The organism is Citrobacter sp. CK198, assembly GCF_030333295.1.
Classification (GTDB): domain Bacteria; phylum Pseudomonadota; class Gammaproteobacteria; order Enterobacterales; family Enterobacteriaceae; genus Citrobacter_B; species Citrobacter_B koseri.
The window spans coordinates 362907-388799 of sequence record NZ_JAOWGE010000030.1; the positions used below are offsets into that span (position 1 = coordinate 362907).

The window sequence follows — 25893 nt, forward strand, 5'->3', positions numbered from 1 at the left end:
GAAGAGATGAATGATGGACATAAAACAACTCAAATATTTAATCGCGCTGGATCAGACCCGTCACTTTGGCAAGGCCGCATCGCAGTGTAATATCACGCAACCCACCCTCTCCATGCGCATTCGCAATCTGGAGGAGGAGCTTGGTCTGGTGCTTATCGTTCGCGGGCAACGCTTTGAAGGCTTTACCCCGGAAGGCGAACGTATTCTGGCATGGGCAAAATCCCTGCTGGCCGCGCACGATGGCTTACAGGCCGAGGCCGCGCTCTGCAAAGGACAGGTTGTCGGCGTGCTCCGTCTGGGTATGGTGCCGCTCGCCAGCGTCGATCCTATGCTGTTTATTCGCGAATTAACCCCCAAATACCCGGAACTGCAATTTAGTCTCTATTCCATGACCTCGGAGCAAATTGCCGAAGGCGTAAACAGCAACCAGCTGGAGCTGGGAATATGTTATCTGAATAACATTGATGTCAGTCCGTTTGATGTTATCCCGTTAGCGAAAACCCAGATGGGTCTGCTGCACGACTCGCGCCATTTTGAAATAGAAAATGAGAGCCTCTCCTGGAACGATCTCATTAATTTCCCGCTGGGTTTTCTGACCAAAGGTATGCATTACAGAGAGCACATGGATATGAGTTTTAAATCAGCCGGAATCTCGCCTAAGCATATTTTCGAAAGCGATTCAACATTCCAGATTATTCAGGCCGTACAGCGTGGCATATGTTGCGCCATTATGCCGCTCAATAATGGGCTGGAGAATTTAAACAGTAATTTCCATATTACGCCGGTCGTCAATTCCAACATTGAAGCCCCTGTCGGCCTGATCATGCGTAAGCAAGCGCCGGTTTCCTCGCTCGCGCTGCGCTGCTTTACGGACGCGCGCGACATCTACGCCGCCCACAACCCACAGCATTCGTAATACCCGCAATCCGCGCCTTTGCGTGGATTGCTTACACAAGCCATCCATCTTCATCATTGCAGGATTCGCACATGCCGTTTCTGTGCCGGTTTTTTTCCTTTACGGCATTTAAAAACAGTAATAATTCACGATCGGTTCTTAAGCGGAATTTCGTCATTAACGCGTTTCGATGCGCCAGCACCGTTTTCTGACCGATCGCCATTTTGTAGGCAATCTGCTTTGACGTCATCCCCGCATAAAGAAAGGCAGCGAGCTGGTTTTGTTGCCCGGTAAGCGTCTTATGCGGGCAATACCCGCAGTGGTGTACGGCATGGGGCGTTTTTGCCTGCTGTAAAGAAAACCAATGCTGCTTAATCACTCTACTGATCTTACTGACGCTTGCATTGAGCGGAATAAACACGATGTTTTCTATACAGGAGGGAATTTCTCCTCGCGCGGGAATATGTTTTTTATCCACCAGGCCAATCATCAGGCGGGGCGCACGAAATCGCATTTCAGCATGACAAATATACTGTTCACCGGGGTGCAGCATCAGAATTAAGATATCGGCACAGGCGGCGTTTGCGTAGTCATAGTCGTTAAAGGTGAGCGTGGTCCGATTCAGGTTCGGTGGAAATATTTCGCACAATAACGCGCGCAATCCGTATTGATAAAAACGATCCTGACATCTGATGACAATATTCATGTATACGCGGCTCCGGGTAATAATTACTGATAGCTCAATGAAACCGTCACAACCGAATCAATGGTTCCCGGTGAGACCTGCCCTTGTTCACTGTAGAGCCGGGCGCGTAAATTCCAGGTATAACGCTGTGCGACAATTTCACTGGTCAGAACCTGACCGTCGCCCAGCGGTCGACCGTCCGCCGCCTGCAACTGTATCGCGACAGGGGTAGCGGTACCCAGATTGCGATACATATCATCGCGATGCATGTCATCAGCGTTGCCGTTAAACTGAATCATCACGCCGGTTGTGCCTTCCGGGCAATGTTCAATGCTGAAATCAAAACTGACCCACGGCGTCGTTGACCCTGCGGTATACATTGATGAAGCCGTTACCGGACTCCCTGCCGTTAAATCAACGGTTTTAGTGATGCTGTCGCTGCTCACCTGACACGGCGCGGCTTTAACATTCCCTTTGATGCTTAATGCGATCGGATCGCCCTGACCCCATACCTGACCAGTAAGCAACATCAGGGCCAGCAGCCAGCGTTTTCTTCCAGGCATACTTTTTCCTTGGGTTATTGGTAGGTAATATTCAACGTGGCGGTGGCATTCGCGCTGCCCGGCTTCACCTGGCTTTTCGTCTGGTAATAACGCGCCACCAGCGGAAATGTCTCCTGCCCGCCTGCGGATTTTTTCAGTACGATGCGGTTATTCCGTTGCAGCGGCGCATCGTTATAAACTATCTGGACTCCCACGCCGTCTGCCGTTTCGGGGCTACCCTGCCCGGTCAGCGCCAGAACGCTGGCGTCAGTCGGCGCGTCAGGGTTTTGCGTTCCCGCCAGTTCAACATTGATATTCGCCCCCGGATCGCAGTTCAGCCCCAGATTTTGCGTATCGCTGTGCGACAGCACGGGTCCGGGCTGGCCGGTGAACTCGGCGGCATTAATATCACCGAGCTGAAAATTAAGAATCTGGCTGGAAAACGAACATGCGAGCGCCGTCACCTGGGTATCGGCGCCCATTGAAATCTGCATAAAAGAATGATCCGGCGTACCAAACCATCCCTGTGCAACCACTCCCGGCGTCAAATATCCCGATTGGATCGTTGCTGTTTTAATCAGCATCACGTCATAGTTACCGAGATTATAGATATAGCTGGCGCCATTTGACGGCAGCACAAAATCCCCTGCGGGAATGGATAGCCTGATTCCCACCCCTTTCAGATTGGTGTTGTAAACATGATTTATCGGCGAAGGCGTCGCTGACAGGTAATTGATCGCATAAGCGCCGTTACAATAGACGGCACCGCCAGGCGCCGTGACCAACAGTTTGGCATACCCGGAGACCCTGGCGCGGGCGATTTCTGCCCCTACCGGCGCATCTCGCTGCACGACAATATTCCCCATTGAGACGGTATTAAATAATGTCGTATTCACGGTACAGTCATCGGCAACGCTGAGCCCTGAAAAAAGCATCAGTAAACTGAATAAGAGATAAGTTCGTTTCATTGTCAGATTCTCACGCGAGGTCAGCCCACTTAGCGGCAAAGAGAGCCGGTCACGCTAACGCCGCTGTAGTTCTCGGCTGCGGTTAATGAATAATTTGCCGTGCAGCGCTGCTCGCCGTCACGTCCCCAGACCACATTCAGCGTCCCTTCCGGCGGCATGCCGCTTAAATAAACCTGCCCCTCGTCACCGACAATAAATTGTTGTTCTTGCGCGCCTTTTAACGTCACCATCGCCCCAAATGGCACCGTCGAACCGTGGGGCCTGGTCAACGTCAACAGCACGCGCAGCCCAACATTAGCGACATAGTCCGCCCTCACGACCGCGCCACGGGTCGGCACAACGGTTTTGTTGGTGAGCGCCAGTTCAACATCGTCCGCAACGGATGCCGTATCCAGGCCGATATCATTTTTGCGATACGGTGAAACATTGGCGGAAACGGTGTAGCCACGAAAATCAGTTCGTACGCCGCTCTGGTTTTTAATCCCGACCCCCGATGCGCCAGGCGCGCCAATCAGCACGTTGGTTTCCCCCAAAGGCTGAGAGAACGTTACGCCATCGGCATATGCCAGCACGCCCCCCGCGAGAGCGTAATTCACGCGCTGCGAGTGGCGATCGTAACGATACCCCCCGCTAACATCGGCGTAAGTACCCTTATAATCCGCGCTCAGACTACCGGTATACCCTACGTCATCCGTGCCGTAACCTTGCTGAATATTCCAGTTCAGCGCGTTGCCAGCCAGCGCCGTTCCACTCAGCCCTGCGCTATGAGTCGCGCCCTTCCCGCTGCTGGCATTCATGCCATAACTGGCCCAGGTATTGCTCATAAAGCGATCCAGCAGAATGCTGATATTCAGCGCCAGCTGTTGGTCTTTATCATAACGATCGCCGCTGCCGTTTTTACTCAGCGCCCAGGCGACGCTATAGCTCACGCCGTTCCAGGCATTGTGATACCCCACGCTCCACGACTGCATCGGTTTTCCGGTATGCCAGTAGTCCTCCTGTACCGCGCTTAACGCCAACGATCCGCCGCCTGAGCCCAGGGACTGGTTGACGTTGGCTTCCATACGGTTACGTCGTTTCGTTATCTGCCCGGAACTACCGCCATACGTATCGAAAGTGTCCTGCATACCGTAGTAACCGCGTGTTGAATATCGGTAACCCGCAATCGAAAAGTTTGTTCCTGTCGCGACGCTATTTTTGCTATAGCGCACACGCCAGGATTGCCCCTGAGTCTTGCTGCCATCAGCGGGTTGCGCCCATGACTGGATTACGTCGGCAGAAAGCGCGCCAATCGTTCCCAGATTTTTACCGACGCCGGACGCTATAGCCCGATAGTTACGGGAAGTCTGGACGCCGCCATAAAGCGTGAAACCGCCCGGCAAACCATAAATCGCGGTTCCCTGGCCGAAATCGGTTTGTTCCACACGACTGTCGCTGGAGCGATAGCGCCCGCCGGTTAACGCATATTTGAACCGGCCTTCACGCTGTAACACCGGTAATGATGCGAACGGGACGGTGAAGTGCTGCTCACTGCCATCCGCCTCTTTAACCGTGACCTCCAGATCGCCGGCGCCTCCCGTGGGGAACATGTCGGTAATGTCAAACGCACCTGGGGCCACGTAACTTTGGTAGATTTGGTAGCCATTTTGCCGGATGACGATCTGCGCATTGGTGCGGGCAATACCGCGTACCACGGGCGCATATCCCTTCAGCGAATCGGGCAGCATGTCGTCATCTGACGCAAGCTGGCCGCCACGAAACGGTATGCTGTCAAAAACATCCGCAGGAGAGGCGCTGTCTCCCAGCACCAGTTGCGCTTTCAGCGGGACGATATTGCGCTGGACATAGGTATAAATCGAATCCCAGTCCTCATCGCCCTGACCGCTGCGCCGCCAGGTGGTGTAATTGCGCAAACGCCACGGGCCGATATTTATTCCGGGGCGCAAATTAGCGTACTGGCTATTACTGTTATCACCGCTCAGACTGTAGTTAAGCATCGCGGCGGTAATGCCCTCATCCCAGAGTTCCGGCGCGACATCCCCCCGCGCTCTGGCAGATAACGCCGCCTGCGGAATACTTAACAACAGCTTTTGCGTCGAAAACTGGAACTCACTTGAAGCCTGTGGAATAGCGAACAGATCGGCGCAATCCCCTTTGCCCTGCACACCCGGATACTGCGCGATGTTAACGCCATAGCGTTGCAACATTTCCCCCGACAGGCAGGGCTCAAGCACATCCTCACCAGAAGGCGTTGGTGTTTTATTAAATGCGATATCCTGCGTGTCCAGAAACTGCCCGTTGAGGATAATATCGACATGGTAAGTGCCCTGCGCCTGCCCCCCCATTTCAAAACCAGAAAGATCGATATTCTCGCTACCGGATGATATATGCTCCAGTAGCGCCGGATTAAAGTAATCCCGACCCAGAACCTCATTCAGCACGCTGAATATTCCCAGGGAGATAAACAATACAAGCCTGGCCGGATACGGATTAATTATATATTTGGCTATCATCATTAACGTAATGCCGACCCGTCGCGACTTAAACAGAACCGCTGTACTCCTCGCTGATTCCACCGTAATCATTAATAATCCTGAATTTCACGCTTCCGCCATTTCCGCCCGAAGGCAGTGCAAAACGGGCGGTACTCCCCGGCGCCACAAACGTTACATTGTCAACTTTCTTACCGGATACGGTAATTTCATTGAAATTAACGTAATAAGGCGTGGGGTTATTTACCTGAATAAACGCCCCGCTCCGGCTCCAGCTTAACTTTCCGAGCTGCGCTTCAGGCGCTGACTTGCTCAGCAACGCAGGCCGATAAATCAGTTTTATTCGTGTTTTAACTGCAATCTGTAACGTATTATCCTTACGTTGGGCCGACGGTATCGATTTAATATTCAGCCAAAACAGGGACTCTTTATCCTCAGACAAATTTCCCGCCCGAATAATACGCATTACGTTTTGCTGCCCGTTATCAAGCCGGTAAAGCGGCGGTGTAATAATAAAAGGGGCTTTGCCCTTACCGTCATTTTGCGTTTCGATCCACGACTGAATTAAATACGGAATATTATCGGGATTACTGACGCTTAATGACGCTTCTTTTTTACCGCCATCGTAAATAACCCGTGTTCCGCCAATGGAAACGCCAGCATTCACACTGGAAACGCCGGTAACAAACAGCGCCAACGCGGTGGCGCAAACACGTAATACTTTCATGGTAAACCTCTGAGAGGGCCGGTTATCGGCCCCCCAACAACATATGCTCGTCAGTTATAGTTAACGGTGAAGTTTGCTACGGCGTTCACGACGCCCGGCACAACAGGCACGCTGGTGGCGACATAGGCGGCGTAGAAATCCAGTTGGTTGTCAACCATATCTAACAGTGAATAGGAATAGCCATTGATCTGATTAAGGCCTAAAGGCGATCTGTCTGCCGTCATCAGTCGAATGGCCACCCCGCTTGCCGAACCGGGATCGGCGGAAAGCGCCAACAGATCGGTATTACCCGAATGATTAACGCCATCAAATTTCACCCGCGCGGACGTGACGGAAGAGGGGCAGTTAATCAGACGCAAGGTAAATTTGGTCGTTGACGCTTCATCCCCTGCGTTGGTAAACGCTGTTTTATAGACACTTCCCATATCAACGGTCATCGTATTATTGGCGCCAATATCTACGGTACAGGCGGTATCAAGAACCTGACCCACAAATTTGACCGTGCCGTCATACGCTATCGCATGTGATATTGACAAAATGGCCGCAGCGGAAAGCGCCATCGCTATCATATTTTTTTTCATCATCGCTATCCTTAACACCTGTTTATTTATCGCGTTACGACATAATGTCCATACATTTTCTGCTCTGGAAATGGGCTGTCGGGAAACGCTTATTTTTGGCTATCATCGTAAAGACAAGGAGATAAATAACATGCGATTTCCCCTTCATCATTCCGGGCCGCATCACGTCAGCGGTTTGAATTCTGAATCAGGGCGCTATGTCAATTAAGTTCTCCTTAATTTAAATTTTCATATAAATGCACATATTTGCTCAAGTGATTTTTTGGTGTAATTTTACACCTTGTTCTGGATTCACTTATTTTTAGTCTGTCACCATAATTATTAGCTCAAGCAAGACATTACGCTATTACAGAGACTATTATATGGGAGGACAGATCATGCCTGAAACCAAAATAGCTATTGAATCAAGTATGTATAAGGCTCTGCCTCTGAAGCCAATTGAACATGTAGAAAAACTGATTGCGCACCTGAAGCCACACGCAAACACACGAGAAACAAAATGCAGACAAATTATTAACAACGAAAATAATAGACCACATCAATGTTATTTATTGCTGAAGGGAACCATTGGGGTTTTCAGAGCACGGGACGGCTTCATGCTTAACTCAGAAGTCGCCCCCTTTATTTTTGGCCTCAGCAATCAACTGGTTGATGCTGAATATTTGCTGATGCGCAGTGAGGAGTGCTCTGAGATCGCCTTTATTCCGCTGGAGAAAGTTAATGACGTTATAGCAAATGAGAATCTTTGGGAAAGCCTGGCGAAGGTGCTTATCTACACCGCCGGTCGGGTGTACGACCACTGTACGCGCATTTCAGCGCCGACATCCTATGATATTATTCGCGCTCAGTTGTATGAATTAATGCGTGAGTCTAATGAATTCAGGCAAAATATAACTGCCGCAAATTATATTCAGTCAAGAACATTTCTGTCGCGCAGCAGCGTGATGAAGATACTGGCCGATTTAAAAAAAGGCGGCTACATCGTGACCGATCGTGGTGTTCTGAAGCAAATTCAGCAGAATATTCCTCTGAAATACTAGCTATGTTCAACACGCATTAACGCAGAGCCACTAAAATAGAATGACAACGACAGTGACCGGATAACACCTACCATGCCCCAGGATTCTTCCTTTAATCAACTGAAGCAGCCTTCGCCCTACGCAATTGCGCTGCTCAACGCACTCACGTCAGAACAGGATTTCAAACGGTATCCTCGCGGAAGTCGCTTTGTCTTCGTTCAGGGGGGCGAGCACCAGTGCCTGTTTTTCCGCACGGGCGTCGTGAGCATTGAGAACATCGAAAATAGTCTGTTGCTGGGGATAGCTTCTGCCCCGGTCTCCCTGGGGTTCACCAGCGCCCTGTCGGATAAACTGCTGATTCGCGCGCTCGAAGAGTGCGAAGCGGCGACAATTCCCCTCGATGACGTGATGGAAACCATTGAGCGCAAGCACCTGTGGGAGATCATGGCAAAGCATATGATCATCGTCACCAATAAATTGTTTATCCAGAATGAAATGGCGACAGCGCCGACCGCTTACGACCTGCTGTGCTACCAGTTGCAGGCGCTAAGCCAGGAGCCGGAAAGCATCCGCTCTCAGATGGCGGCCTACCAGTATATTCTTGAACGTACCCGCCTTTCGCGCAGCAGCGTGATGAAGATGCTGTCAGCGCTGAAAAAAGGCGGCTATATCGAACTGGAACAGGGCAAATTAATCGCAATTCATCACCTCCCTTCTCGTTTCTAACCCCCCGTTTTTTACGCTTAAAGCGGCGGCATTCGTTGGTCGGGATCGCAATTCTGACGATTACCTCGCCTTTGCGTTCCATAATGAAACATGATTAAGCATAAATGTTCCGTTGATGAAACATGTTATGGCCGAATTTTCTTTTCCGCTCACTGTTGCACAATAAGGTTATCGGCAGTGAGTGGTAGCCGTGTCATGGTACACAACCGATACCCCTACAGCAGAAGATGCGGAGCAAAATAATGAAAAAGCTGATTAACCGTGTAGAAGAGGTACTGAACGAACAACTCGCTGGTCTGGCAAAAGCGTACCCGACGCTGACGCTGCATCAGGACCCGGTCTACGTTACCCGGTCAGATGCGCCAGTGGCAGGAAAAGTGGCGCTGCTTTCCGGCGGCGGCAGCGGGCATGAACCCATGCACTGCGGCTATATTGGGCCAGGCATGCTCTCCGGCGCCTGCCCGGGCGAAATTTTTACCTCACCGACGCCAGACAAAATGTTTGAGTGCGCCATGCACATTGACGGCGGCGAAGGCGTCTTACTGATCATTAAGAATTACACCGGCGACATCCTGAATTTTGAAACCGCCACGGAGCTACTGCACGACAGCGGCGTAAAAGTCACCACCGTTGTGGTAGATGATGATGTAGCGGTCAAAGACAGCCTTTATACCGCCGGTCGTCGCGGCGTCGCCAATACGGTATTAATTGAAAAACTGGTGGGCGCGGCCGCAGAACGCGGTGACACGCTGGAAGCCTGCGCGGAGCTTGGCCGTAAGCTGAATAATCAGGGGCATTCAATCGGCATCGCGCTCAATGCCTGTACCGTGCCTGCGGCGGGTAAACCGTCCTTCACATTGCAGGATAACGAAATGGAGTTTGGCGTGGGAATTCACGGCGAACCCGGCATTGACCGTCGCCCCTTCTCTTCTCTCGATCAAACTGTCGATGAAATGTTTGACACGCTGCTGGAAAACGGCGCATACAGCCGCACGCTGCGTCACTGGGATCATCATCAGGGAAGCTGGCAGGAAGATAAGCAGAGCAAACAGCCGTTGCAGCGTGGCGATCGCGTCATTGCGCTGGTCAACAATCTCGGCGCCACGCCGCTGTCTGAACTGTTCGGCGTCTATAACCGGCTTGAAAGCCGCTGTCAGGAAACCGGCATTACCATTGAACGCAACCTGATCGGCTCTTACTGCACCTCTCTGGATATGACCGGCTTTTCCATCACCCTGCTAAAAGTGGACGATGAAACGCTCGCGCTCTGGGATGCGCCGGTTCACACGCCTGCGCTCAACTGGGGCAAATAAGGAGATTATGTATGTCACTCAACAGAACACACATTGTTAACTGGCTCTACCGCTGCGGTGAGATTTTCACCAAAGAGAGTGATTATCTGACGGGTCTGGACAGAGAGATTGGCGACGCCGACCACGGGCTGAATATGCATCGCGGTTTCAGTAAAGTCGTCGAAAAATTACCCGCGATTGCGGATAAAGACATCGGCTTCATTCTGAAGAACACAGGGATGGTGCTGCTCTCCAGCGTCGGCGGCGCCAGCGGCCCGCTGTTCGGCACGTTCTTCATTCGCGCCGCCCAGGTGACACAGGCGCACCAGAGCCTGACGCTCGACGAGCTGTACCAGATGATGCGGGAAGGCGCGGAAGGCGTGACCAGCCGAGGTAAAGCAGAGCCTGGCGATAAAACCATGTGTGACGTCTGGGGGCTGGTTGTGGAGTCGCTGCGCCAGTCATGCGAACAGCACCTGTCGGTGCAGGCAGCGCTGGATGCCGCCAGCGCCCAGGCCGAAGCGGCGGCGCAGAGCACCATCACCATGCAGGCCCGCAAAGGGCGCGCCAGCTATCTTGGCGAGCGCAGCATTGGCCATCAGGACCCGGGCGCAACCTCCGTGATGTTCATGATGCAAATGCTGGCGGCAGCGGCAAAAGAGTAAGGATAACGCGATGGTAAACCTGGTCATTGTTTCGCACAGCGCCCTGTTGGGTGAAGGCGTCGGGCAGTTAGCCCGGCAGATGTTAATCGGCGATGGTTGTAAACTCGCGATTGCAGCCGGTATCGACGACCCACAAAATCCGATTGGCACCGATCCGCTCAAGGTGATGGAAGCCATCGAATCCGTGGCTGATGCGGACCATATCCTGGTCATGATGGATATGGGCAGCGCATTATTGAGCGCCGAAACCGCCCTGGATTTGCTTGACCCGGCGATTGCGGCGAAAGTCCGCTTATGCGCGGCGCCGCTGGTAGAAGGCACGCTGGCGGCGACGGTCAGCGCGGCAATGGGCGCCGGTATTGATAAAGTCATCAATGACGCCATGAGCGCGCTGGATGCCAAGCGTGAACAACTGGGTTTACCGTCACCCGCGCAAGCCGGGGGCGTCGCCACAAAACCAGCATTTCAGGATAACGACGCCCACTCCATTTCTGTTGTGGTGAAAAATCCAAACGGGCTGCATGTTCGTCCGGCATCGCGGCTGGTCTCCACGTTGTCGGGGTTTCGGGCCGACATGCTGCTGGAGAAAAATGGCAAATGCGTGACGCCGGACAGCCTGAATCAGATAGCGTTATTACAGGTGCGCTGCAACGATACTCTGCGCCTGATCGCCAAAGGAGAACAGGCCGACGAGGCGCTGGCGGCGTTCAAACAGCTGGCGACGGAAAACTTTGGCGAGTCCGTGGAGGAGACGCCTGCCAGCAGCACGGCGCGTCAGCTCCCCGCGCAGGTCTCCGGCGTGGTGTTCTGCTATTCCCCCGCTGCACCGGACGTCGCGAATCCGACGACCGTCAATTTGCCGGAAGAGCAGCAGCGCCTGCAAACGGCGATTCGTCAGACGCTGGACGATCTCAACGCGCTGACCACGCTGGCGGAAGAGAAATACTCCGCCGATCTGGCGGCGATTTTTTCCGGGCATCACACGCTGCTGGATGACCCCGAGCTGTACGAGATGGCGTGTGAGGTGATGCGTGATAAATCGTGTCGGGCGGAAACGGCGTGGCGCAGCGTGCTGGACGATCTCCGCGATCAGTACCGACAGCTCGACGACGCCTATTTGCAGGCCCGCTATATCGATATCGACGATATTCTCCATCGGACGCTGAGGCACCTGAGCGGAATAAACGCGCGCTTGCCGGTATTCACGCGCCCGACTATCGTGGCGGCAGAAAATATCTTCCCGTCCACCGTGTTGCAGTTCGACCCACAGACGGTTAAAGGGATCTGCCTGAGCGCAGGCAGCAATGAATCACATTCGGCAATCATCGCCCGTGAAATGGGGATCGGCTGGCTTTGTCAGCAAGGGGAAGCGGTATATGCCCTGAGCACCGGCGAGTCGATTACGCTGGATCTCGCGGCACAGCGCATTCTCTTTTCTGACTGATCGCTCTCCCATCGCGCGTCCTCTTCTGAGGGCGCGCTGTCGCATCACCGCGCTCATCCCCACGCTTCAACCGGCGATAACGGGAAATGTTTACCAGTTCCCAAAATAGCGGTTCGATCACGCGCACATGACAATCCTGGACTAAGGTTTTGTCATGGTTCATGCCGCTGACTGCGGCACGCCGTTAAGGAGAATATTGATGATAACACCTGCGCTTCGCCATTCCGGCACGCTCTCTTTCGCCATAAAACTGACCGTTGCAGGCACCCTGCTGACATTCGCGTCGCTCTCGGCGCACGCTGAGGAACAGCCAGCCAGTCCTCCGCAGCCCCCGGATATTCTGCTGGGGCCGCTGTTTAATGACGTGCAGAGCGCCAAACTGTTCCCCGACCAGAAAACGTTCGCCGATGCCGTGCCTAACAGCGATCCGCTGATGATCCTCGCGGATTACCGGATGCAACGAAACCAGTCAGGCTTCGATTTGCGTCACTTTGTTGATGTGAACTTTACGCTGCCCAAAGAAGGGGAAAAATACGTTCCGCCGGAAGGACAGTCGCTGCGTGAACATATTGACGGCCTGTGGCCCGTGTTGACCCGCACAACGGAGAGCGCCGGAAAATGGGATTCATTATTGCCGCTGCCGGAACCGTATGTGGTGCCTGGCGGACGTTTCCGGGAAGTCTATTATTGGGATAGCTATTTTACCATGCTGGGACTTGCCGAAAGCGATCACTGGGATAAGGTCGCCGATATGGTGGCGAATTTCGGCTATGAACTGGACTCCTGGGGGCATATCCCCAACGGTAACCGTACCTACTATCTGAGCCGCTCGCAGCCGCCTTTCTTCGCATTTATGGTGGAATTGCTGGCGCAGCATGAAGGCGACGACGCCCTGAAAAAATACCTGCCGCAGCTGCAAAAAGAGTATGCCTACTGGATGGAGGGCGTGGAGAATCTCCAGCCCGGCGAGCAGAATAAGCGCGTGGTGAAACTGGATGACGGCACCGTCCTGAACCGCTACTGGGATGACCGGGACACGCCGCGACCGGAGTCGTGGATGGAAGATATCACCACCGCGAAGAGCAACCCGAACCGCCCGGCAACCGAGATTTATCGCGACCTGCGATCTGCCGCCGCATCGGGCTGGGATTTCAGCTCGCGCTGGATGGACGACCCGAATCAGCTGAGCACCATTCGCACCACCAGCATCGTCCCTGTCGATCTCAACGCCCTGCTGTATAAACTGGAGAAAATGCTGGCGCGCGCCAGCAAAGCGGCAGGCGATGACGCCAATGCGAACCAGTATGAAGCGCTCGCCGGCGCCCGTCAGAAAGGCATTGAAACGCACCTGTGGAACAATCAGGAAGGCTGGTATGCCGACTACGATCTGAAGAGCAAAAAGGTGCGTAACCAACTGACGGCGGCCACGCTGTTCCCGCTGTATGTCAACGCGGCGGCGAAAGATCGCGCCAGCAAAGTGGCTGCCGCGACCCAGGCGCACCTGTTGCAGCCTGGCGGACTGTCCACCACCTCGGTGAAAAGCGGGCAGCAATGGGACGCCCCCAATGGCTGGGCGCCGTTACAGTGGGTGGCGACCGAAGGGTTGCAGAATTACGGGCAGGACAACGTCGCGATGGATGTCACCTGGCGCTTCCTCACCAACGTTCAGCATACCTACGACCGCGAACAAAAGCTGGTTGAGAAATATGACGTCAGCAGTACGGGAACCGGCGGCGGCGGTGGAGAATATCCTCTTCAGGATGGTTTCGGCTGGACCAACGGCGTGACGTTAAAAATGCTCGACCTGATCTGTCCAAAAGAGAAACCGTGCGACAGCGTACCGGCCACTCGCCCCGCAGCGCCAGGCGCTTCCCAGCCTGCGCCGCAAAAACAGGTTGAAACCACGCCATAATGTGACCCGACCATCATGCTGACAAAAATCCGCGCGCCGTCGCGGATTTTTCATCCTGGCAATGCCGCGCGTTCATCTCTGCCCCTCCTAGCTCTTAAGGGTTAGACCCCCTTTTCATCGGTGAGAATTTGATACTGAACAAGTTTTTTAACGTTATATATGTAAACATATAGCGATTTTTTAACCATTTCAGGATGGAAACGATGCCGCTCACAAGACGGAGATTCGCTCAGGCAATGGCCTCTGCGCTGCTGTTTCGCCACCTCCCTGGCATTGCGCAGACACCGCTGACGTTTGCTATTGGCCGCCCGCCGGAAGGCAATATTATTCGCCGCGTGGTGAGCGCCGGTGCGCCCGCCGATGTGTTACTGCTGGCCGTCGCGCCGGAAAAGCTGGTGGGTTTCTCCTCTTTTGATTTCTCGCGCCAGGCGGCGATTCCCTTCCCCGAGTCCATTCAGACGTTGCCCAAACTGGGCAGGCTGGCGGGGCGCGCCAGCACGTTGTCTCTGGAAGGACTGCTGGCCCTGCATCCCGATCTGGTAGTGGATTGCGGCAACGCCGATGAAACCTGGCTTTCGCAGGCGCGCCAGGTCAGCGCCCAGACCCGGATTCCGTGGCTGCTGATTAACGGTGAACTGCGGCAAACGCCGGAACAACTGCAAGCCGCAGGACAAGCACTGGGGATGGAGGCGCGTACTGCCGCTCAGGCGGCGCTGGCTCAGCGCTTCATTGCGCAAGCGCTCGCGTTTTCCCGCACGCCTGCTGCCGGTATTCGTTTTTATGCAGCGCGGGGTGCCCGAGGTCTGGAGACGGGATTACAGGGATCGCTGCATACGGAAGCGGCAGAGTTGCTGGGATTACACAACGTAGCGCGAATCCCCGGACGAAGCGGACTGGCCCAGGTCTCTATGGAAAACTTACTCACCTGGCAGCCCGACATCATTCTGGTACAGGATGCCACCACGGCGCACTACCTGCGTCACGACCCCGTCTGGCAAGGCGTTAAGGCGGTTGCGGACAAGCGCATTCTTTTCCTGAGCGGTCTGCCGTTTGGCTGGCTGGATGCGCCGCCGGGCATTAACCGTTTACTCGGGCTGCGCCGGTTGCATGCCTGGCTGGACCCGAACGTTAATCAACATTTTAAAGACGATATGGTGCGTTATGCGCGCCTGTTCTGGCATACGTCGCTGACTGACGAACAGTATCAACAGTGGGCGATCATCTGATGAGAACGACCACCCTTTCTGTCCTGATGCTGGGGATTGCCCTTCTCTGTATTGCCTTTGCCAGCGTATCGGGCGCTTATCACCTCGATGCCCGGCAGGTGCTGGCGATGATCTTCAGCCATGACACGGTGCCGACACAGGATCAAATCGTGTTCTGGCAGATCCGCCTCCCCCGCATTCTCGCCGCGCTGCTGCTGGGCGCTGCGCTGGCGGGCGCGGGCACGACGTATCAGGGGATGTTTCGCAATCCGCTTGTCTCCCCGGATATTCTCGGCGTTGCCGCCGGAGCGGGTTTAGGCGCATGTACGGCGATTTTGCTGGGCCTGCCGATTTTGTTTATCCAGCTCTACGCGTTCGGCGGCGGTCTGCTGGTGGTTGCTGGCGTCTGGCTGATTACCCGCCGGGTGACGCGTCACGACCCCGTATTAACCCTTGTGCTGGTAGGTATCGCGCTCGGCACGCTGTGCGGCGCGGGAATTTCCCTGATAAAAACGCTGGCCGATCCCTATACCCAGTTGCCTTCCATCACCTTCTGGTTACTCGGCGGACTCTCTACCATCACGCTGCATGATCTTTGTTTCTCGGCGCCGCTGATTCTGTTCGGCGCCATCCCTTTGCTGCTACTGCGCTGGCGTATGAATTTACTGACGCTTTCAGATGATGAAGCCCGTTCCCTGGGCATCAACGTTACCCGCCTTCGGCTCGCGCTGATTGTCTGCGCGACGCTCATCACCGCCAGCACGGTGGCGATTGCCGGGATTATCGGCTGGATAGGCTTAGTCGTGCCGCATATCGGCAGGTTGCTCACCGGCAATAACCACCAGCAGTTGCTTCCTGTCTCAATGGGCGCTGGCGCCATTTTACTGCTGCTGACCGACACGCTCGCGCGCGCAATCAGCAGTACGGAGATTCCGCTGGGGATCCTCACCGCATTTATCGGCGCCCCTTTCTTTTTGCTGCTTCTGCTGCGCGGAGGACGCCAATGACACGACTGACGGTTCACCACGCCAACCTGGGATACGCCCGACGCCCGGTTTTGCGCGACGTCTCTTTTACCGTACCGGCGGGAGAAATTTGCTGTTTACTCGGCGCAAACGGCAGCGGCAAGACCACGCTGATGCGCACCATTCTTGGCGTTCTCCCCTTGATCAGCGGCGACATCCTGCTTGATGGCGTGGCGGTGCAGCGTTTTTCTGACCGGGAGCGCGCCAGCGCCATTGCCTGGGTGCCACAGGCGCACGACGGCGCGTTCGCCTTCACCGCTCTGGATATGGTGATGATGGGGCTGACGCCGAAAATGGCGGCATTCGCCGTTCCCGGCGCCAGGGAGCGAGAGATTGCCCACCATCAGCTCGCCGCGCTTGAAATCGTCCATCTGGCGCACCGACGCTGGAACACCCTGAGCGGCGGAGAGCGTCAACTGGTGCTGATCGCCCGCGCCCTGGCGCAACGCCCTCGCCTGCTACTGCTGGATGAACCCGCCTCCAGCCTCGACTTTGGTCACCAGATCCGCCTGCTCGACACGCTGGTGACACTGAAAAAAACGGGGATGGCGCTACTGATGTCAACCCATCATCCGCTCCATGCCAGGGCGATAGCCGACAGCGTCGTACGCGTGGAGTCCGACGGCCAGGTATCGCAAGGCGCGCCAGAGCGCCAGCTCGCTGCCGACAATCTGGCCGCGCTTTATCGGGTCTCGCCCACACAAATCCACCGCCATCTTTTTGGCGATCAGCAATAAGGGACAGCCATGCTCATTGATGACATTGATTTTGCAGACCTCTACCGCCAGCAGCTATTGCAGGCGAAACGAACGGAAAAAACGCCCGACCATTGGGATAAACGGGCAGAGAAAATGGCAGAAAACTGCGCGTCACCGACGGACACCTACCTGCAACAGCTGACGGAAAAAATGGATTTGCAGGGCGTGAACTCGCTGTTTGATATGGGCTGCGGCCCGGGCACCGTCTCGCTGGCGTTAGCGGGAAAAATACCGCATATCTGCGGCGTGGATTACAGCCCCGGAATGCTGCGCGTTGCCGCCCGTCGCGCGACAGAGCAACGGGCAACCCATGTTCACTGGGTGCAACGCGCCTGGGAAGAGGACTGGAGCGATCTCCCGCGCTGCGATATCGCCGTTGCCTCCCGCTCAACGCTCGTTGCGGATATGCGCCAGGCGATGACAAAGCTCAACAACCAGGCGCGGCTGCGCGTCTATACCACGCACCTGGTCAGTTCCTCTTTTGTTTCCCCCACTATCCAGCGCGCGTTGGGTCGCGAGGTTATCGAGCTGCCTAACTATATTTATGCCCTCAATGTCCTGTACCAGATGGGGATCTGCGCCCATGTCGATTTTATCCGTGGGCAGAACTGCCAGCAGGACAACAGTACCTGGGAACGCTTTGCTGAAAACGTTCGCTGGAGCATGGGCGACATCAGCGATGAAGAGCGTGAACGTCTGTACCGCTGGTATCAACAGCAGGATGCCAGCGCCCTTGCCCCGGCCAGCCGGGACTGGGCGCTGATCTGGTGGGACAGCATTCCACAAAAGGCGCTGAAATGATCTACTTCTCACACGCACAAACGGACGCATTGCTGCTGGAGGATATTCAGGGAGGCGACCTGACCACGCGCGCTCTGGGCATCGGCAATCTGCCAGGCCGCATGACCTTCCGCCATCGCCAGGGCGGCTGCGTGAGCGGCATTGCCGTGGCCAGACAAATGTTGCAGTCGCTGGGGCTGACCGTCCTGGAGCAGATGAACGACGGCGAGCGCGCCGCAGCCGGTCAACGATTGATCAGCGTCAGCGGGAATGCGGCGGAGCTGCACCAGGGCTGGAAGGCCGTACAAAACGTACTGGAGTGGAGTTGCGGCGTTTCACACTATCTCGACAGCATGCTTCACATCCTGCATAGCCGTTACCCCGACGGGCAAATAGCCTGCACGCGTAAAGCCATTCCCGGCACCCGGCTGTTAGCCGCACAGGCGGTGCTCGCCGCAGGCGGAATCATTCACCGCGCCGGGTGCGCGGAAACCGTGCTGCTGTTTGCAAATCACCGCCGCTTTCTCGCCCCCGGTAACGACTGGGCCGGGGCCATTTCGCAGTTGCGCCGTCATGCCCCGGAAAAAAAGATCGTCGTCGAAGCAGACACCCCAGAGGAAGCCCTTGAAGCGCTCCGCGCAGGCCCCGACGTTTTGCAACTCGACAAATTTACCCCACATCAGGCGGCGGAGGTGGCCCGGGCGGCGCCTTCACTGGCCCCCCATTGCACGCTGGCGCTGACTGGCGGCATCAACCTCGCCACTCTGGCGAGTTATCTCGACTGTGGTATCAGGCTCTTTATTACATCCGCACCGTACTACGCACCACCGATGGATATCAACGTCATCCTGAACCCGGACGAAAGTGACATATAACATTGATAAATGGAATAAAAACAATGAAATTCACTCAGAGTTGTCTTTACACGGCATTATCGGTAGCTTTTGCGCATAATGCGTTTGCTGGGCAAGAAAGCGACACCATGACCGTCTGGTCGAGCCCCGCCTCTGCGGCGACCACCACGGTGCTTGGTCAACAAACCATGCAGGATCTGGATAAGCAGAATGTGGCGCAGGCATTAAGCGTCATCCCTGGCGTGGCGTTGCAAAAATCAGGCAACCGCAACGAACAGCAGGTCAAAGTTCGCGGTTTTGACAGCCGCCAGGTTCCGATCTTTTTCGACGGCGTGCCGGTTTACATCCCTTACGACGGCAACCTCGACTTAGGGCGCTTCCTCACCTCGGACATTGCCTCCGTTGAGGTGTCCAAAGGCTACTCATCGCTGCTGCAAGGCCCTAACCAGATGGGCGGCGCGATCAACATCACCACCAAAAAACCGACAAAACCTCTCGAAGGGAGCATCGGTTATCGCCAGGGATGGAGCCGGAGCAAAGATAACGCCCACGATATGCACGCCTCGTTTGGCGCCAGTAATGAGCTGGGTTATCTGCAAGTCAGCGGTAGCCAGTTGAAGCAGGATTTCCTGGGTCTGCCGCACGGGGTGGACAACGCCATTGCAGGCAGCAACGGGAAGATGATCAACTCGTCGGCAGATGATAAACGGGGCATTGTTAAGCTGGGCTTCACGCCGCGCGAAAATGACGAGTACACCCTGACCTATATCAACCAGGACGGTGAAAAGGACAACCCGCCATACGCAGGCACCAGCAGCCAGAAGTCGCGCTACTGGCAGTGGCCGCAATACGATAAAGAGAGTTATTACTATCAGGGCACCACGCATCTGGGCGATCGCTTCACGCTGAAAAGCCGGCTTTATCGCGACACCTTTGAAAACACGCTGATGATGTACAACTCCCTTGCCGACCTGAAAAACAAGAAAGGCAGCTATAGCCACTATTCCGATTACAGCGATGGCGCAGGGTTACAACTCGCCGCCGAAATGCGTGAAAACGATCTGCTCTCGTTCGCCGTTAACTGGAAAGATGACGTCCACCGTGAAAAAGGCGCGCCGCATGCGGCATACGATCGCTATGAAGATCGCACCTGGTCGTTAGCCAGCGAATACCAGTGGGCCGCCGCCGATAATGTGGATGTCGTGGCCGGTATTAGCTATGACTGGCGTGACAGTCTGGAAGGGATGAAACACGAAAAAGACGGCAGCGTAACCCACTACGACGACAACAACCAGTCGGCGTTTAACTGGCAGGTCATGACCAAATACCACTTCGCAAACGAGGACACGCTGGCGCTCTCTTACTCTGACCGGACGCGTTTCCCGACGCTCAAAGAGCGGTATACCACGTCGAAACCGGCGTATAACCAGGTGGCTATCGTCAACCCGCAGTTAAAACCCGAACGCGCCCGCAGCGTGGATCTGACCTGGAACGGTTCGCTGACCCGCGACTGGGGATTCGAGGTCAGCGTGTACTATAACCGTGTGACCGACGCAATCCTGTCGCACAATATTGATGCCGATACGATCCAGAACCGCAATAGCGGCCGGGTGGATTACACCGGTCTGGATGCCGGAATCAAAGGCAATGTGTCTGAAATGCTGGATGTCGGGCTGAGCTATGGGCTGATCCACGCGGACGTCAAGCGTGATGAAATCGGTGAAATCACCGATTTGCCAACGCAGACGCTCACCGCATGGATGACGCTCAAACCGTGGGAACCGCTGAGTATTACGCTGTCAGAAGAGGCGCGTTCCTCCAGCTACAGCAATTCAGACGGTTCACAGAAAGCGGGCGGATTTGCCATTACCCATATCCGCGCGGATTATGCGCTGGGCTACGGTTTTAGCGTCAACGCGTCCGTGAACAACCTGTTCGATACGAAGTATGCCTACAGCGAAGGGTTTATCGAGGAAGGCCGTAATTTCTGGGCCGGGGTGGAATATAAGTTCTGATTGTTCCGCCGAATGAAAACGAACCCGGCCTGCGCAATTGCAGGCCGGGTTGCTATCAGAAGCTGTAGCTGGCGCCAACCTGAACGGTGCGGTCGCGGCCAATCCAGCAGTTGTTGTCGTCGTAACAGCTAAACGTCTCTTTGTTGGTAATATTCTGCGCGCTGGCCTTCAGCGTCACCCCGCTCAACGATGGGATCGCCTCTCCCAGACGGTAAGAGACGGCCATATCATACTGCGTCGTGCCGCCGAGTTTGCCTTTGTCGTTAGCTGGCGAGATCTCCATCGGCCCGGTATAACGGACGCCCGCGCCAACGTTCAGCCCGCGCAGCGGCGTATTATCAAAGGTGTAATCGCCCCACAGGTTAAACGCGTTTTCCGGCACCTGAGTCGGACGTTTGCCTTCATACGTCTCATCTTCCGTGTTGATCGCATGGGTATAGGCATAGTTGGCGATCAGCGTGACGTTATCCGCCGGACGGCTGACAATCGACAGTTCGGCCCCCTTTGACTCAATCTCGCCGGTCTGACGGTAATCCCAGGTTGGCGTGGCGGAAAGCACATTTTTCTGGCGGATATTAAACACCGATGCGGTAAAGGTGGTCGCGTATTCCGCCAGCAGGTATTTCACCCCGCCCTCAACCTGCTTGCTGGTGGTCGGCTTCACCTCTTTCGAGGTCAGAGTCCCTTGCGGCGAGATCGGCTTAAAGCCTTCGGAATAACTGATAAATGGAGAGATCCCATTTTCAAACGCATATAACGCACCGAAACGTTTGGTGACGCGATCCTGTGAAATCCAGGTTTTATCGCCGTTTTGCAGATAGTCGGTCGTGGCGGAACGATAGTCATCGTAACGCACGCTCGCCAGCAGGTTCAGGCCGCCAAACGCAATCTGATCCTGAAGATAATAACCATTCTGCTGATAAGAGAGACGGTTATTCTGCGCAGTACTCAGCCCTAAATCGTCGGTATGAATCTGACGATAGTTCGGGTGGCGCATGTCGATCCCCGGCGTGCTGCTGGCATAGCGGTAGAAGTAATGGCTGTCGAGCTTCTGGTAATCGAAGCCTGCCAGCAGATGGTGCTGCCAGTCGCCTGACACTACCGTTTTCGTAACCTGGTTGTCGATGTTAAAACTTTTCAGATCTTCATCGGTCGTGTAGGCAAACCGGTTCAACTCCCAGACCGGATTCCCCATATTTCCGGTGGAGTAGACGCTGCGCTGGTGGGTATCCACATCAAAGTAGCGCGCTTTCTGATTGAAGCCCCAGCCGCTGTCAAACTGGTGTTCAAAGCTGTAACCCAGCATCCATTGACGCTGCTTAAAGCCGCTCCACTCATCTCCGGCAAAATCACGACGCCCCGCATACTCTGAGCGCAGATAAGAAATGGGCAGCGGGTTGGAAGGCGACAGCGACGGTGTATTCTGCGCCAGCGCATCAATCGTCAGACGCGTTTTGTTGTCCGGTTGCCAGGTAACGGACGGGGCAACCAGATAGTTTTCATAGCGGGAGGTATGCGGTTGATCATCCCCTTCCGTCGCTTTGCCGAGTAAACGGTAGTTCCAGTCGCTGTCGCTGATTTGCCCGGTTGAATCCAGATAACCCTCTTTCAGATTACGGGTGCCGGTGTTGAAGCCCACTTCCGTTTTCTGTTCCGCCTGCGGTTTTTTACTCTGGATGTTTACCAGTCCACCCGGCGAGCCATTGCCGTACAGCACCGAGGCCGGGCCTTTCAGAATATCCACGCTTTCAATCAGCAGCGGATCAATACGCGCTTTGGTATTCCCGGTCACGTTGTACGGCAGTTGCAGGCCGTTGTAATACTCCTGATCCACCGTAAAACCGCGAATCTTATATTCACTCATATAGGAGGTATTACCGCGAACTTCCGTTGACACGCCCGGCGCGTAGCGCAGAATTTCATTCACCGAGTTGGCGTGGCGTTGCTCAATCTCCTGCCTGTCGATGGTGTTGATCACCTGCGGCGTTTTGCTTTCCGGCACGGCGGATTTGGTGGCGCTGTTGGTCCAGGCCGGAAGAAGGCTCTCCTGCCCGGCGGCGGTGACCACAATGGTCGACTCTTTTGACTCTTCAGCATAAGACGGGACAGTCAGGGCTAAGGTGATACATCCAGAGAGCGCGCGTAATGTGAAACGATGAGTTGTTTTCATGAGCAAATTATTATATGTGAAATGGAATGACAATTATTCTCATTTTTATTCACAAATCAAGCCAGCTTTCGCCGTTAATCCGGCCAGGCGTTGCTCAGGAATACAGATTGTTCTGACGTCTGTTGAATTCCCGTAAACGTGCCGGGAAGACGCCTTCCCTGACACGTTCACGACTGATAATGCGCCAGAGCGATAATGGGCATCAAGTGAACGGAAAACACGCCAGGGTAGCATGTCGCCGATTTACGCACTCATCCCCACATCCGCTCTGTTCATTTAATTGCGCCGCAGAAGGCGAAAAACGCCGAGCACAACAATCGCCCCGACGACGGCCACCAGGAAACTGTGAAGATTGAACCCGCTGATGCTGCCGCCGATACCAAACATAGTTGCCAGCCAGCCGCCGACAACCGCACCAACGATACCGAGAATACAGGTCAGTATAAAACCACCGCCATCGCGACCCGGCATAATCAGCTTAGCGATAACACCTGCAATCAGACCAAAAATAATCCAGGCAATAATTCCCATATTCAGGCCCTCTTTCCAGTGAAAGCATGCGCAAGACGTTCTTGCGCCAGTCCCTTAAGTATAGGCAAATCAACCGGCCATGCTTTTCATCCTGCGACGTTATGCGCTGGCGTTGATAAAAATTTCACCCATTTGTCTTAAGTTCCGTCATGCCATGCCGATAACCAAACGATAATCTGTCAGGCATCCAGGAGTCATTACGCGTGAGTCACTACAGTGAGCAGTTCCTGAAGCAAAACCCGTTGGCGGTATTAGGCGTACTCAAAGATTTAAACAAGAGCCAGGTGCCGCTACGCATCTCCTGGGCCGGGGGGCAGTTCATCAGTAAGATTCTGGACGTTAACGCGGAAAAACTGGTGATGGATTTCGGCAGCCAGGACTATGAAAACATCGCCGTTCAGCGCGCCAGACAGATAACCATTACCGCAGAAACGCAGGGCGCGAAAGTGGAGTTCACGCTGGATCAGCTCACCCGTGGCGAATACCAGCAGCTTCCGGCATTTATTACCGCACTGCCACCCGAGCTGTGGTTCGTTCAGCGCCGGGAGTATTTCCGTATTTCCGCGCCTTTACATCCCCCCTACTACTGCCAGGCGAAAATGCCGGACGACAACACGCTACGTTTTCGCTTGTTCGATCTCTCGCTGGGCGGCATGGGCGCATTGCTGGAAGCGACAAAACCCGCCGGATTAACCGAAGGCATGCGCTTTTCGCAAATTGAGCTGAACATGGGGCAATGGGGCGTTTTCCACTTTGACGCCCAGCTTATTTCCATCAGCGAACGCAGAGTGATTGACGGTAAAAATGAGACAATTACCACTCCCCGCCTGAGCTTTCGTTTTCTCAACGTCAGCCCGGCGGTGGAGCGGGAATTACAGCGGATTATTTTCTCTCTTGAACGGGAAGCGCGGGAAAAATCCAATAAGGTGCGTGAATAACCCCCGCGCGGGTTACATCGCATCCAGCGCTTGCTGGAGTTTCCAGATATAACGCGGCGCCTGTGGCGCAGGATGATTTTTGGCAACGTGCTCGAAAAACTCATCCGCGCTCAGATCGTTGATTTTCTCAATCGCTTTTTTGCGATCGGAAGAGAACGTGCGCAGCAGCGCGCCCGCGCCATTGGCATAAGAGACCACCAGCGCGTACTGCATCACCTGCGGATCGTTAATACCGGCCAGCGACCCGTGTTCCAGAATACTCAGGTACGCCGTCCCCATCGAGATATTCCGCTCCGGGTTTTTCAGTTCGCTGGTCGACGGTTCGCCGCTCCAGCCCATATGACGATAAACATCGCGCCCGGACGTCGAGGCCTTCAGTTGCATTAACCCAACCGCCCCGGATTTACTGACCACCGTCGGATTACCGCCCGATTCAATCGCGATGATCGCGGTAATCAGACGCGGGCTGACGCCCCAGGCTTCCCCGGCTTTTTCACTTATCGGCATCCACTGCATTGCCCGTTTAACCGGGACTTCGGCGTTCCAGGGCGGATTCTTGTAATCCTGCTTTGAACTACAGCCCGCCAGCAATACAACCAAAAAAGCAAACCATCTCAATTTCACGTCATCTATCCTTATAGCCGGAATTCGCCGCTGCGAGTGACAACGACATGCTCAATCGGCATGATATACATTTGGTTTTAGATGTCAGCAAGGAATTGCCATGTCCCTGTTTCACTTAATCGCCCCATCGGGTTACTGCATCAATCAGCAAGCGGCTTTACGCGGCGTACAACGGCTTATCGAATCCGGCCACCAGGTGGATAACGCCGCCGTCATTGGCCGCCGTGACCAGCGTTTTGCCGGTTCAGACGCCGAGCGTCTGGCGGATGTTAACGGCCTCGCCCGCCTGACGACGCCCGATACCATTGTGATGCCGGTTCGCGGCGGTTACGGCGCCAGTCGTCTGCTGGAGAGCATTGACTGGCAGGCGCTCATCGCACGGCAACAGGCGAACCCGCTGCTGATCTGCGGCCACAGCGATTTTACGGTGATTCAGTCCGCCCTGCTGGCGCTGGGCAAGGTGATAACGTTTAGCGGCCCCATGCTGGCGGCGAATTTCGGCGCGGAGGAGATGAACACCTTCACCGAGCGCCATTTCTGGCGGGCCTTGTGCAACGCGCAGTTCACGGTGGAGTGGCAAGGTCACGGCCCGACATGTGAAACGGAAGGCACACTGTGGGGCGGCAATCTGGCCATGCTGATCTCCCTTATCGGCACCCCGTGGATGCCCGCCATTGAAAATGGCGTACTGGTGCTGGAGGATATTAACGAGCATCCTTTCCGCGTTGAGCGAATGCTTCTGCAACTGTATCACGCGGGGATTCTGTCCCGGCAGAACGCGCTGATATTGGGCAGTTTCAGCGGTAGCGCGCCGAATGATTACGATGCCGGTTACGATCTTGACGCGGTTTACGCGTTTCTGCGTTCCCGTCTCTCCATCCCCGTCGTGACCGGTCTGGATTTCGGTCATGAGCAACGCACCGTTACGCTGCCGCTCGGTGCCCACGCGGTGCTAAAAAATGGCGAAAATGGCAGCCAACTCACACTCTCCGGCCATCCTGTCCTCAAATCATAAAAAAAGCCGTCGCCTGGGCTAAGTAAAACG

At 54.9% G+C, this 25893-nt stretch carries 24 protein-coding genes; 15 read left to right on the forward strand and 9 right to left on the reverse strand.

The genetic code is table 11. The features are described from left to right. Positions 1 to 13 precede the first annotated feature (13 nt). The gene (locus OGY62_RS10490) at positions 14 to 916 is read left to right on the forward strand and encodes a LysR family transcriptional regulator (RefSeq protein WP_200030300.1); all 903 of its coding nucleotides are present in this window, start codon (positions 14 to 16) and stop codon (positions 914 to 916) included. Between the two features lie 31 nt (positions 917 to 947). On the opposite strand, the gene OGY62_RS10495 is transcribed toward OGY62_RS10490, so the two are convergent. Genes OGY62_RS10495 through OGY62_RS10520 form a run of 6 tightly spaced genes read right to left on the reverse strand, consistent with a single transcriptional unit; the run spans position 948 to position 6890 of the window. Next, positions 948 to 1601 carry a helix-turn-helix transcriptional regulator gene (locus OGY62_RS10495; RefSeq protein ID WP_115609240.1) on the reverse strand — a complete coding sequence of 218 codons (654 nt, stop codon included), beginning with the start codon at positions 1599 to 1601 and terminating at the stop codon, positions 948 to 950. A gap of 23 nt (positions 1602 to 1624) precedes the next feature. Continuing rightward, positions 1625 to 2143: a fimbrial protein gene (locus tag OGY62_RS10500; protein ID WP_200030100.1), complete on the reverse strand. Its 519-nt coding sequence runs from the start codon at positions 2141 to 2143 to the stop codon at positions 1625 to 1627. 14 nt (positions 2144 to 2157) lie between these two features. Further along, positions 2158 to 3090, reverse strand: a complete 933-nt coding sequence (locus tag OGY62_RS10505; RefSeq protein WP_200030098.1) for a fimbrial protein — start codon at positions 3088 to 3090, stop codon at positions 2158 to 2160. Positions 3091 to 3119: 29 nt separating this feature from the next. After that, positions 3120 to 5606, reverse strand: a complete 2487-nt coding sequence (locus OGY62_RS10510) for a fimbria/pilus outer membrane usher protein (protein WP_286460001.1) — start codon at positions 5604 to 5606, stop codon at positions 3120 to 3122. A 25-nt stretch (positions 5607 to 5631) separates the two neighbouring features. Next, a complete protein-coding gene (locus OGY62_RS10515; RefSeq protein ID WP_286459749.1) occupies positions 5632 to 6309 on the reverse strand; it encodes a fimbrial biogenesis chaperone in 678 nt (225 codons plus the stop codon). Positions 6310 to 6359: 50 nt separating this feature from the next. After that, on the reverse strand, positions 6360 to 6890 hold the full coding sequence (locus OGY62_RS10520; protein ID WP_165383403.1) for a fimbrial protein: 531 nt from the start codon (positions 6888 to 6890) through the stop codon (positions 6360 to 6362). Between the two features lie 377 nt (positions 6891 to 7267). On the opposite strand from OGY62_RS10520, the gene OGY62_RS10525 reads away from it, so the two are divergent. The 12 genes from OGY62_RS10525 to OGY62_RS10580 all read left to right on the forward strand — a co-directional run bounded on the left by OGY62_RS10525 (position 7268) and on the right by OGY62_RS10580 (position 20585). Further along, a complete protein-coding gene (locus OGY62_RS10525; protein ID WP_024130277.1) occupies positions 7268 to 7930 on the forward strand; it encodes a winged helix-turn-helix transcriptional regulator in 663 nt (220 codons plus the stop codon). 72 nt (positions 7931 to 8002) lie between these two features. Further along, on the forward strand, positions 8003 to 8635 hold the full coding sequence (locus tag OGY62_RS10530; RefSeq protein ID WP_286459750.1) for a winged helix-turn-helix transcriptional regulator: 633 nt from the start codon (positions 8003 to 8005) through the stop codon (positions 8633 to 8635). A 242-nt stretch (positions 8636 to 8877) separates the two neighbouring features. After that, complete coding sequence (gene dhaK, locus OGY62_RS10535) at positions 8878 to 9948, forward strand: dihydroxyacetone kinase subunit DhaK (protein ID WP_047463312.1); 1071 nt, start codon at positions 8878 to 8880, stop codon at positions 9946 to 9948. A gap of 11 nt (positions 9949 to 9959) precedes the next feature. Beyond that, positions 9960 to 10592, forward strand: coding sequence for a dihydroxyacetone kinase subunit DhaL (gene dhaL, locus OGY62_RS10540; protein ID WP_286459752.1), 633 nt, complete (start codon positions 9960 to 9962; stop codon positions 10590 to 10592). Between the two features lie 10 nt (positions 10593 to 10602). Further along, positions 10603 to 12036 (forward strand): dihydroxyacetone kinase phosphoryl donor subunit DhaM, encoded by a 1434-nt coding sequence (gene dhaM / locus OGY62_RS10545; protein WP_110494159.1) that lies wholly within the window; start codon positions 10603 to 10605, stop codon positions 12034 to 12036. A gap of 199 nt (positions 12037 to 12235) precedes the next feature. Next, the gene (locus tag OGY62_RS10550) at positions 12236 to 13948 is read left to right on the forward strand and encodes an alpha,alpha-trehalase (RefSeq protein ID WP_047463307.1); all 1713 of its coding nucleotides are present in this window, start codon (positions 12236 to 12238) and stop codon (positions 13946 to 13948) included. Positions 13949 to 14151: 203 nt separating this feature from the next. Then, positions 14152 to 15174: an ABC transporter substrate-binding protein gene (locus OGY62_RS10555; RefSeq protein ID WP_286459755.1), complete on the forward strand. Its 1023-nt coding sequence runs from the start codon at positions 14152 to 14154 to the stop codon at positions 15172 to 15174. Between the two features lie 26 nt (positions 15175 to 15200). After that, positions 15201 to 16160 carry a FecCD family ABC transporter permease gene (locus OGY62_RS10560; RefSeq protein WP_370906253.1) on the forward strand — a complete coding sequence of 320 codons (960 nt, stop codon included), beginning with the start codon at positions 15201 to 15203 and terminating at the stop codon, positions 16158 to 16160. Further along, positions 16157 to 16915 carry an ABC transporter ATP-binding protein gene (locus OGY62_RS10565; RefSeq protein ID WP_230010887.1) on the forward strand — a complete coding sequence of 253 codons (759 nt, stop codon included), beginning with the start codon at positions 16157 to 16159 and terminating at the stop codon, positions 16913 to 16915. Before OGY62_RS10560 ends, OGY62_RS10565 begins: the two co-directional genes overlap by 4 nt. Positions 16916 to 16924: 9 nt before the next feature. Further along, positions 16925 to 17737: a class I SAM-dependent methyltransferase gene (locus tag OGY62_RS10570; RefSeq protein ID WP_115609233.1), complete on the forward strand. Its 813-nt coding sequence runs from the start codon at positions 16925 to 16927 to the stop codon at positions 17735 to 17737. Further along, a complete protein-coding gene (gene modD / locus OGY62_RS10575; RefSeq protein WP_286459759.1) occupies positions 17734 to 18591 on the forward strand; it encodes a ModD protein in 858 nt (285 codons plus the stop codon). The genes OGY62_RS10570 and modD overlap by 4 nt, the downstream gene beginning before the upstream one ends. A 23-nt stretch (positions 18592 to 18614) precedes the next feature. Continuing rightward, complete coding sequence (locus OGY62_RS10580; protein ID WP_115181552.1) at positions 18615 to 20585, forward strand: TonB-dependent receptor plug domain-containing protein; 1971 nt, start codon at positions 18615 to 18617, stop codon at positions 20583 to 20585. A gap of 55 nt (positions 20586 to 20640) precedes the next feature. Here OGY62_RS10580 and OGY62_RS10585 read toward each other — a convergent pair whose 3' ends face one another. Together OGY62_RS10585 and OGY62_RS10590 are read right to left on the reverse strand one after the other, a co-directional pair. Further along, entirely contained in the window at positions 20641 to 22755 is a 2115-nt protein-coding gene (locus tag OGY62_RS10585) for a TonB-dependent siderophore receptor (protein WP_286459760.1), read from the reverse strand. Positions 22756 to 23031: 276 nt separating this feature from the next. Further along, the gene (locus OGY62_RS10590) at positions 23032 to 23286 is read right to left on the reverse strand and encodes a GlsB/YeaQ/YmgE family stress response membrane protein (protein WP_012132092.1); all 255 of its coding nucleotides are present in this window, start codon (positions 23284 to 23286) and stop codon (positions 23032 to 23034) included. A gap of 203 nt (positions 23287 to 23489) precedes the next feature. Here OGY62_RS10590 and ycgR point away from each other — a divergent pair, with 203 nt between their 5' ends. Next, positions 23490 to 24224 (forward strand): flagellar brake protein YcgR, encoded by a 735-nt coding sequence (ycgR, locus tag OGY62_RS10595; protein WP_047463290.1) that lies wholly within the window; start codon positions 23490 to 23492, stop codon positions 24222 to 24224. A gap of 12 nt (positions 24225 to 24236) precedes the next feature. Here the strand turns inward: ycgR and emtA are convergent, their stop codons facing one another. Beyond that, positions 24237 to 24848: a membrane-bound lytic murein transglycosylase EmtA gene (emtA, locus tag OGY62_RS10600; protein ID WP_012132090.1), complete on the reverse strand. Its 612-nt coding sequence runs from the start codon at positions 24846 to 24848 to the stop codon at positions 24237 to 24239. Between the two features lie 100 nt (positions 24849 to 24948). Here emtA and ldcA point away from each other — a divergent pair, with 100 nt between their 5' ends. Continuing rightward, positions 24949 to 25863 (forward strand): muramoyltetrapeptide carboxypeptidase, encoded by a 915-nt coding sequence (gene ldcA / locus OGY62_RS10605; protein ID WP_286459762.1) that lies wholly within the window; start codon positions 24949 to 24951, stop codon positions 25861 to 25863. The last annotated feature ends 30 nt before the right edge of the window (positions 25864 to 25893 follow it).

What these genes read in the sequence shown, in the direction of transcription:
- dhaK (WP_047463312.1), top strand. Translation starts at nt 8,878, where the DNA reads ATGAAAAAGCTGATTAACCGTGTAGAAGAGGTACTGAACGAACAACTC.
- OGY62_RS10580 (WP_115181552.1), top strand. Translation starts at nt 18,615, where the DNA reads ATGAAATTCACTCAGAGTTGTCTTTACACGGCATTATCGGTAGCTTTT.
- OGY62_RS10505 (WP_200030098.1), bottom strand. Translation starts at nt 3,090, where the DNA reads ATGAAACGAACTTATCTCTTATTCAGTTTACTGATGCTTTTTTCAGGG.
- ldcA (WP_286459762.1), top strand. Translation starts at nt 24,949, where the DNA reads ATGTCCCTGTTTCACTTAATCGCCCCATCGGGTTACTGCATCAATCAG.
- OGY62_RS10500 (WP_200030100.1), bottom strand. Translation starts at nt 2,143, where the DNA reads ATGCCTGGAAGAAAACGCTGGCTGCTGGCCCTGATGTTGCTTACTGGT.
- OGY62_RS10550 (WP_047463307.1), top strand. Translation starts at nt 12,236, where the DNA reads ATGATAACACCTGCGCTTCGCCATTCCGGCACGCTCTCTTTCGCCATA.
- dhaL (WP_286459752.1), top strand. Translation starts at nt 9,960, where the DNA reads ATGTCACTCAACAGAACACACATTGTTAACTGGCTCTACCGCTGCGGT.
- OGY62_RS10490 (WP_200030300.1), top strand. Translation starts at nt 14, where the DNA reads ATGGACATAAAACAACTCAAATATTTAATCGCGCTGGATCAGACCCGT.
- OGY62_RS10515 (WP_286459749.1), bottom strand. Translation starts at nt 6,309, where the DNA reads ATGAAAGTATTACGTGTTTGCGCCACCGCGTTGGCGCTGTTTGTTACC.
- OGY62_RS10510 (WP_286460001.1), bottom strand. Translation starts at nt 5,606, where the DNA reads ATGATGATAGCCAAATATATAATTAATCCGTATCCGGCCAGGCTTGTA.
- OGY62_RS10585 (WP_286459760.1), bottom strand. Translation starts at nt 22,755, where the DNA reads ATGAAAACAACTCATCGTTTCACATTACGCGCGCTCTCTGGATGTATC.
- OGY62_RS10565 (WP_230010887.1), top strand. Translation starts at nt 16,157, where the DNA reads ATGACACGACTGACGGTTCACCACGCCAACCTGGGATACGCCCGACGC.
- OGY62_RS10495 (WP_115609240.1), bottom strand. Translation starts at nt 1,601, where the DNA reads ATGAATATTGTCATCAGATGTCAGGATCGTTTTTATCAATACGGATTG.
- OGY62_RS10560 (WP_370906253.1), top strand. Translation starts at nt 15,201, where the DNA reads ATGCTGGGGATTGCCCTTCTCTGTATTGCCTTTGCCAGCGTATCGGGC.
- OGY62_RS10555 (WP_286459755.1), top strand. Translation starts at nt 14,152, where the DNA reads ATGCCGCTCACAAGACGGAGATTCGCTCAGGCAATGGCCTCTGCGCTG.
- modD (WP_286459759.1), top strand. Translation starts at nt 17,734, where the DNA reads ATGATCTACTTCTCACACGCACAAACGGACGCATTGCTGCTGGAGGAT.
- dhaM (WP_110494159.1), top strand. Translation starts at nt 10,603, where the DNA reads ATGGTAAACCTGGTCATTGTTTCGCACAGCGCCCTGTTGGGTGAAGGC.
- OGY62_RS10525 (WP_024130277.1), top strand. Translation starts at nt 7,268, where the DNA reads ATGCCTGAAACCAAAATAGCTATTGAATCAAGTATGTATAAGGCTCTG.
- OGY62_RS10570 (WP_115609233.1), top strand. Translation starts at nt 16,925, where the DNA reads ATGCTCATTGATGACATTGATTTTGCAGACCTCTACCGCCAGCAGCTA.
- OGY62_RS10530 (WP_286459750.1), top strand. Translation starts at nt 8,003, where the DNA reads ATGCCCCAGGATTCTTCCTTTAATCAACTGAAGCAGCCTTCGCCCTAC.
- OGY62_RS10520 (WP_165383403.1), bottom strand. Translation starts at nt 6,890, where the DNA reads ATGAAAAAAAATATGATAGCGATGGCGCTTTCCGCTGCGGCCATTTTG.
- OGY62_RS10590 (WP_012132092.1), bottom strand. Translation starts at nt 23,286, where the DNA reads ATGGGAATTATTGCCTGGATTATTTTTGGTCTGATTGCAGGTGTTATC.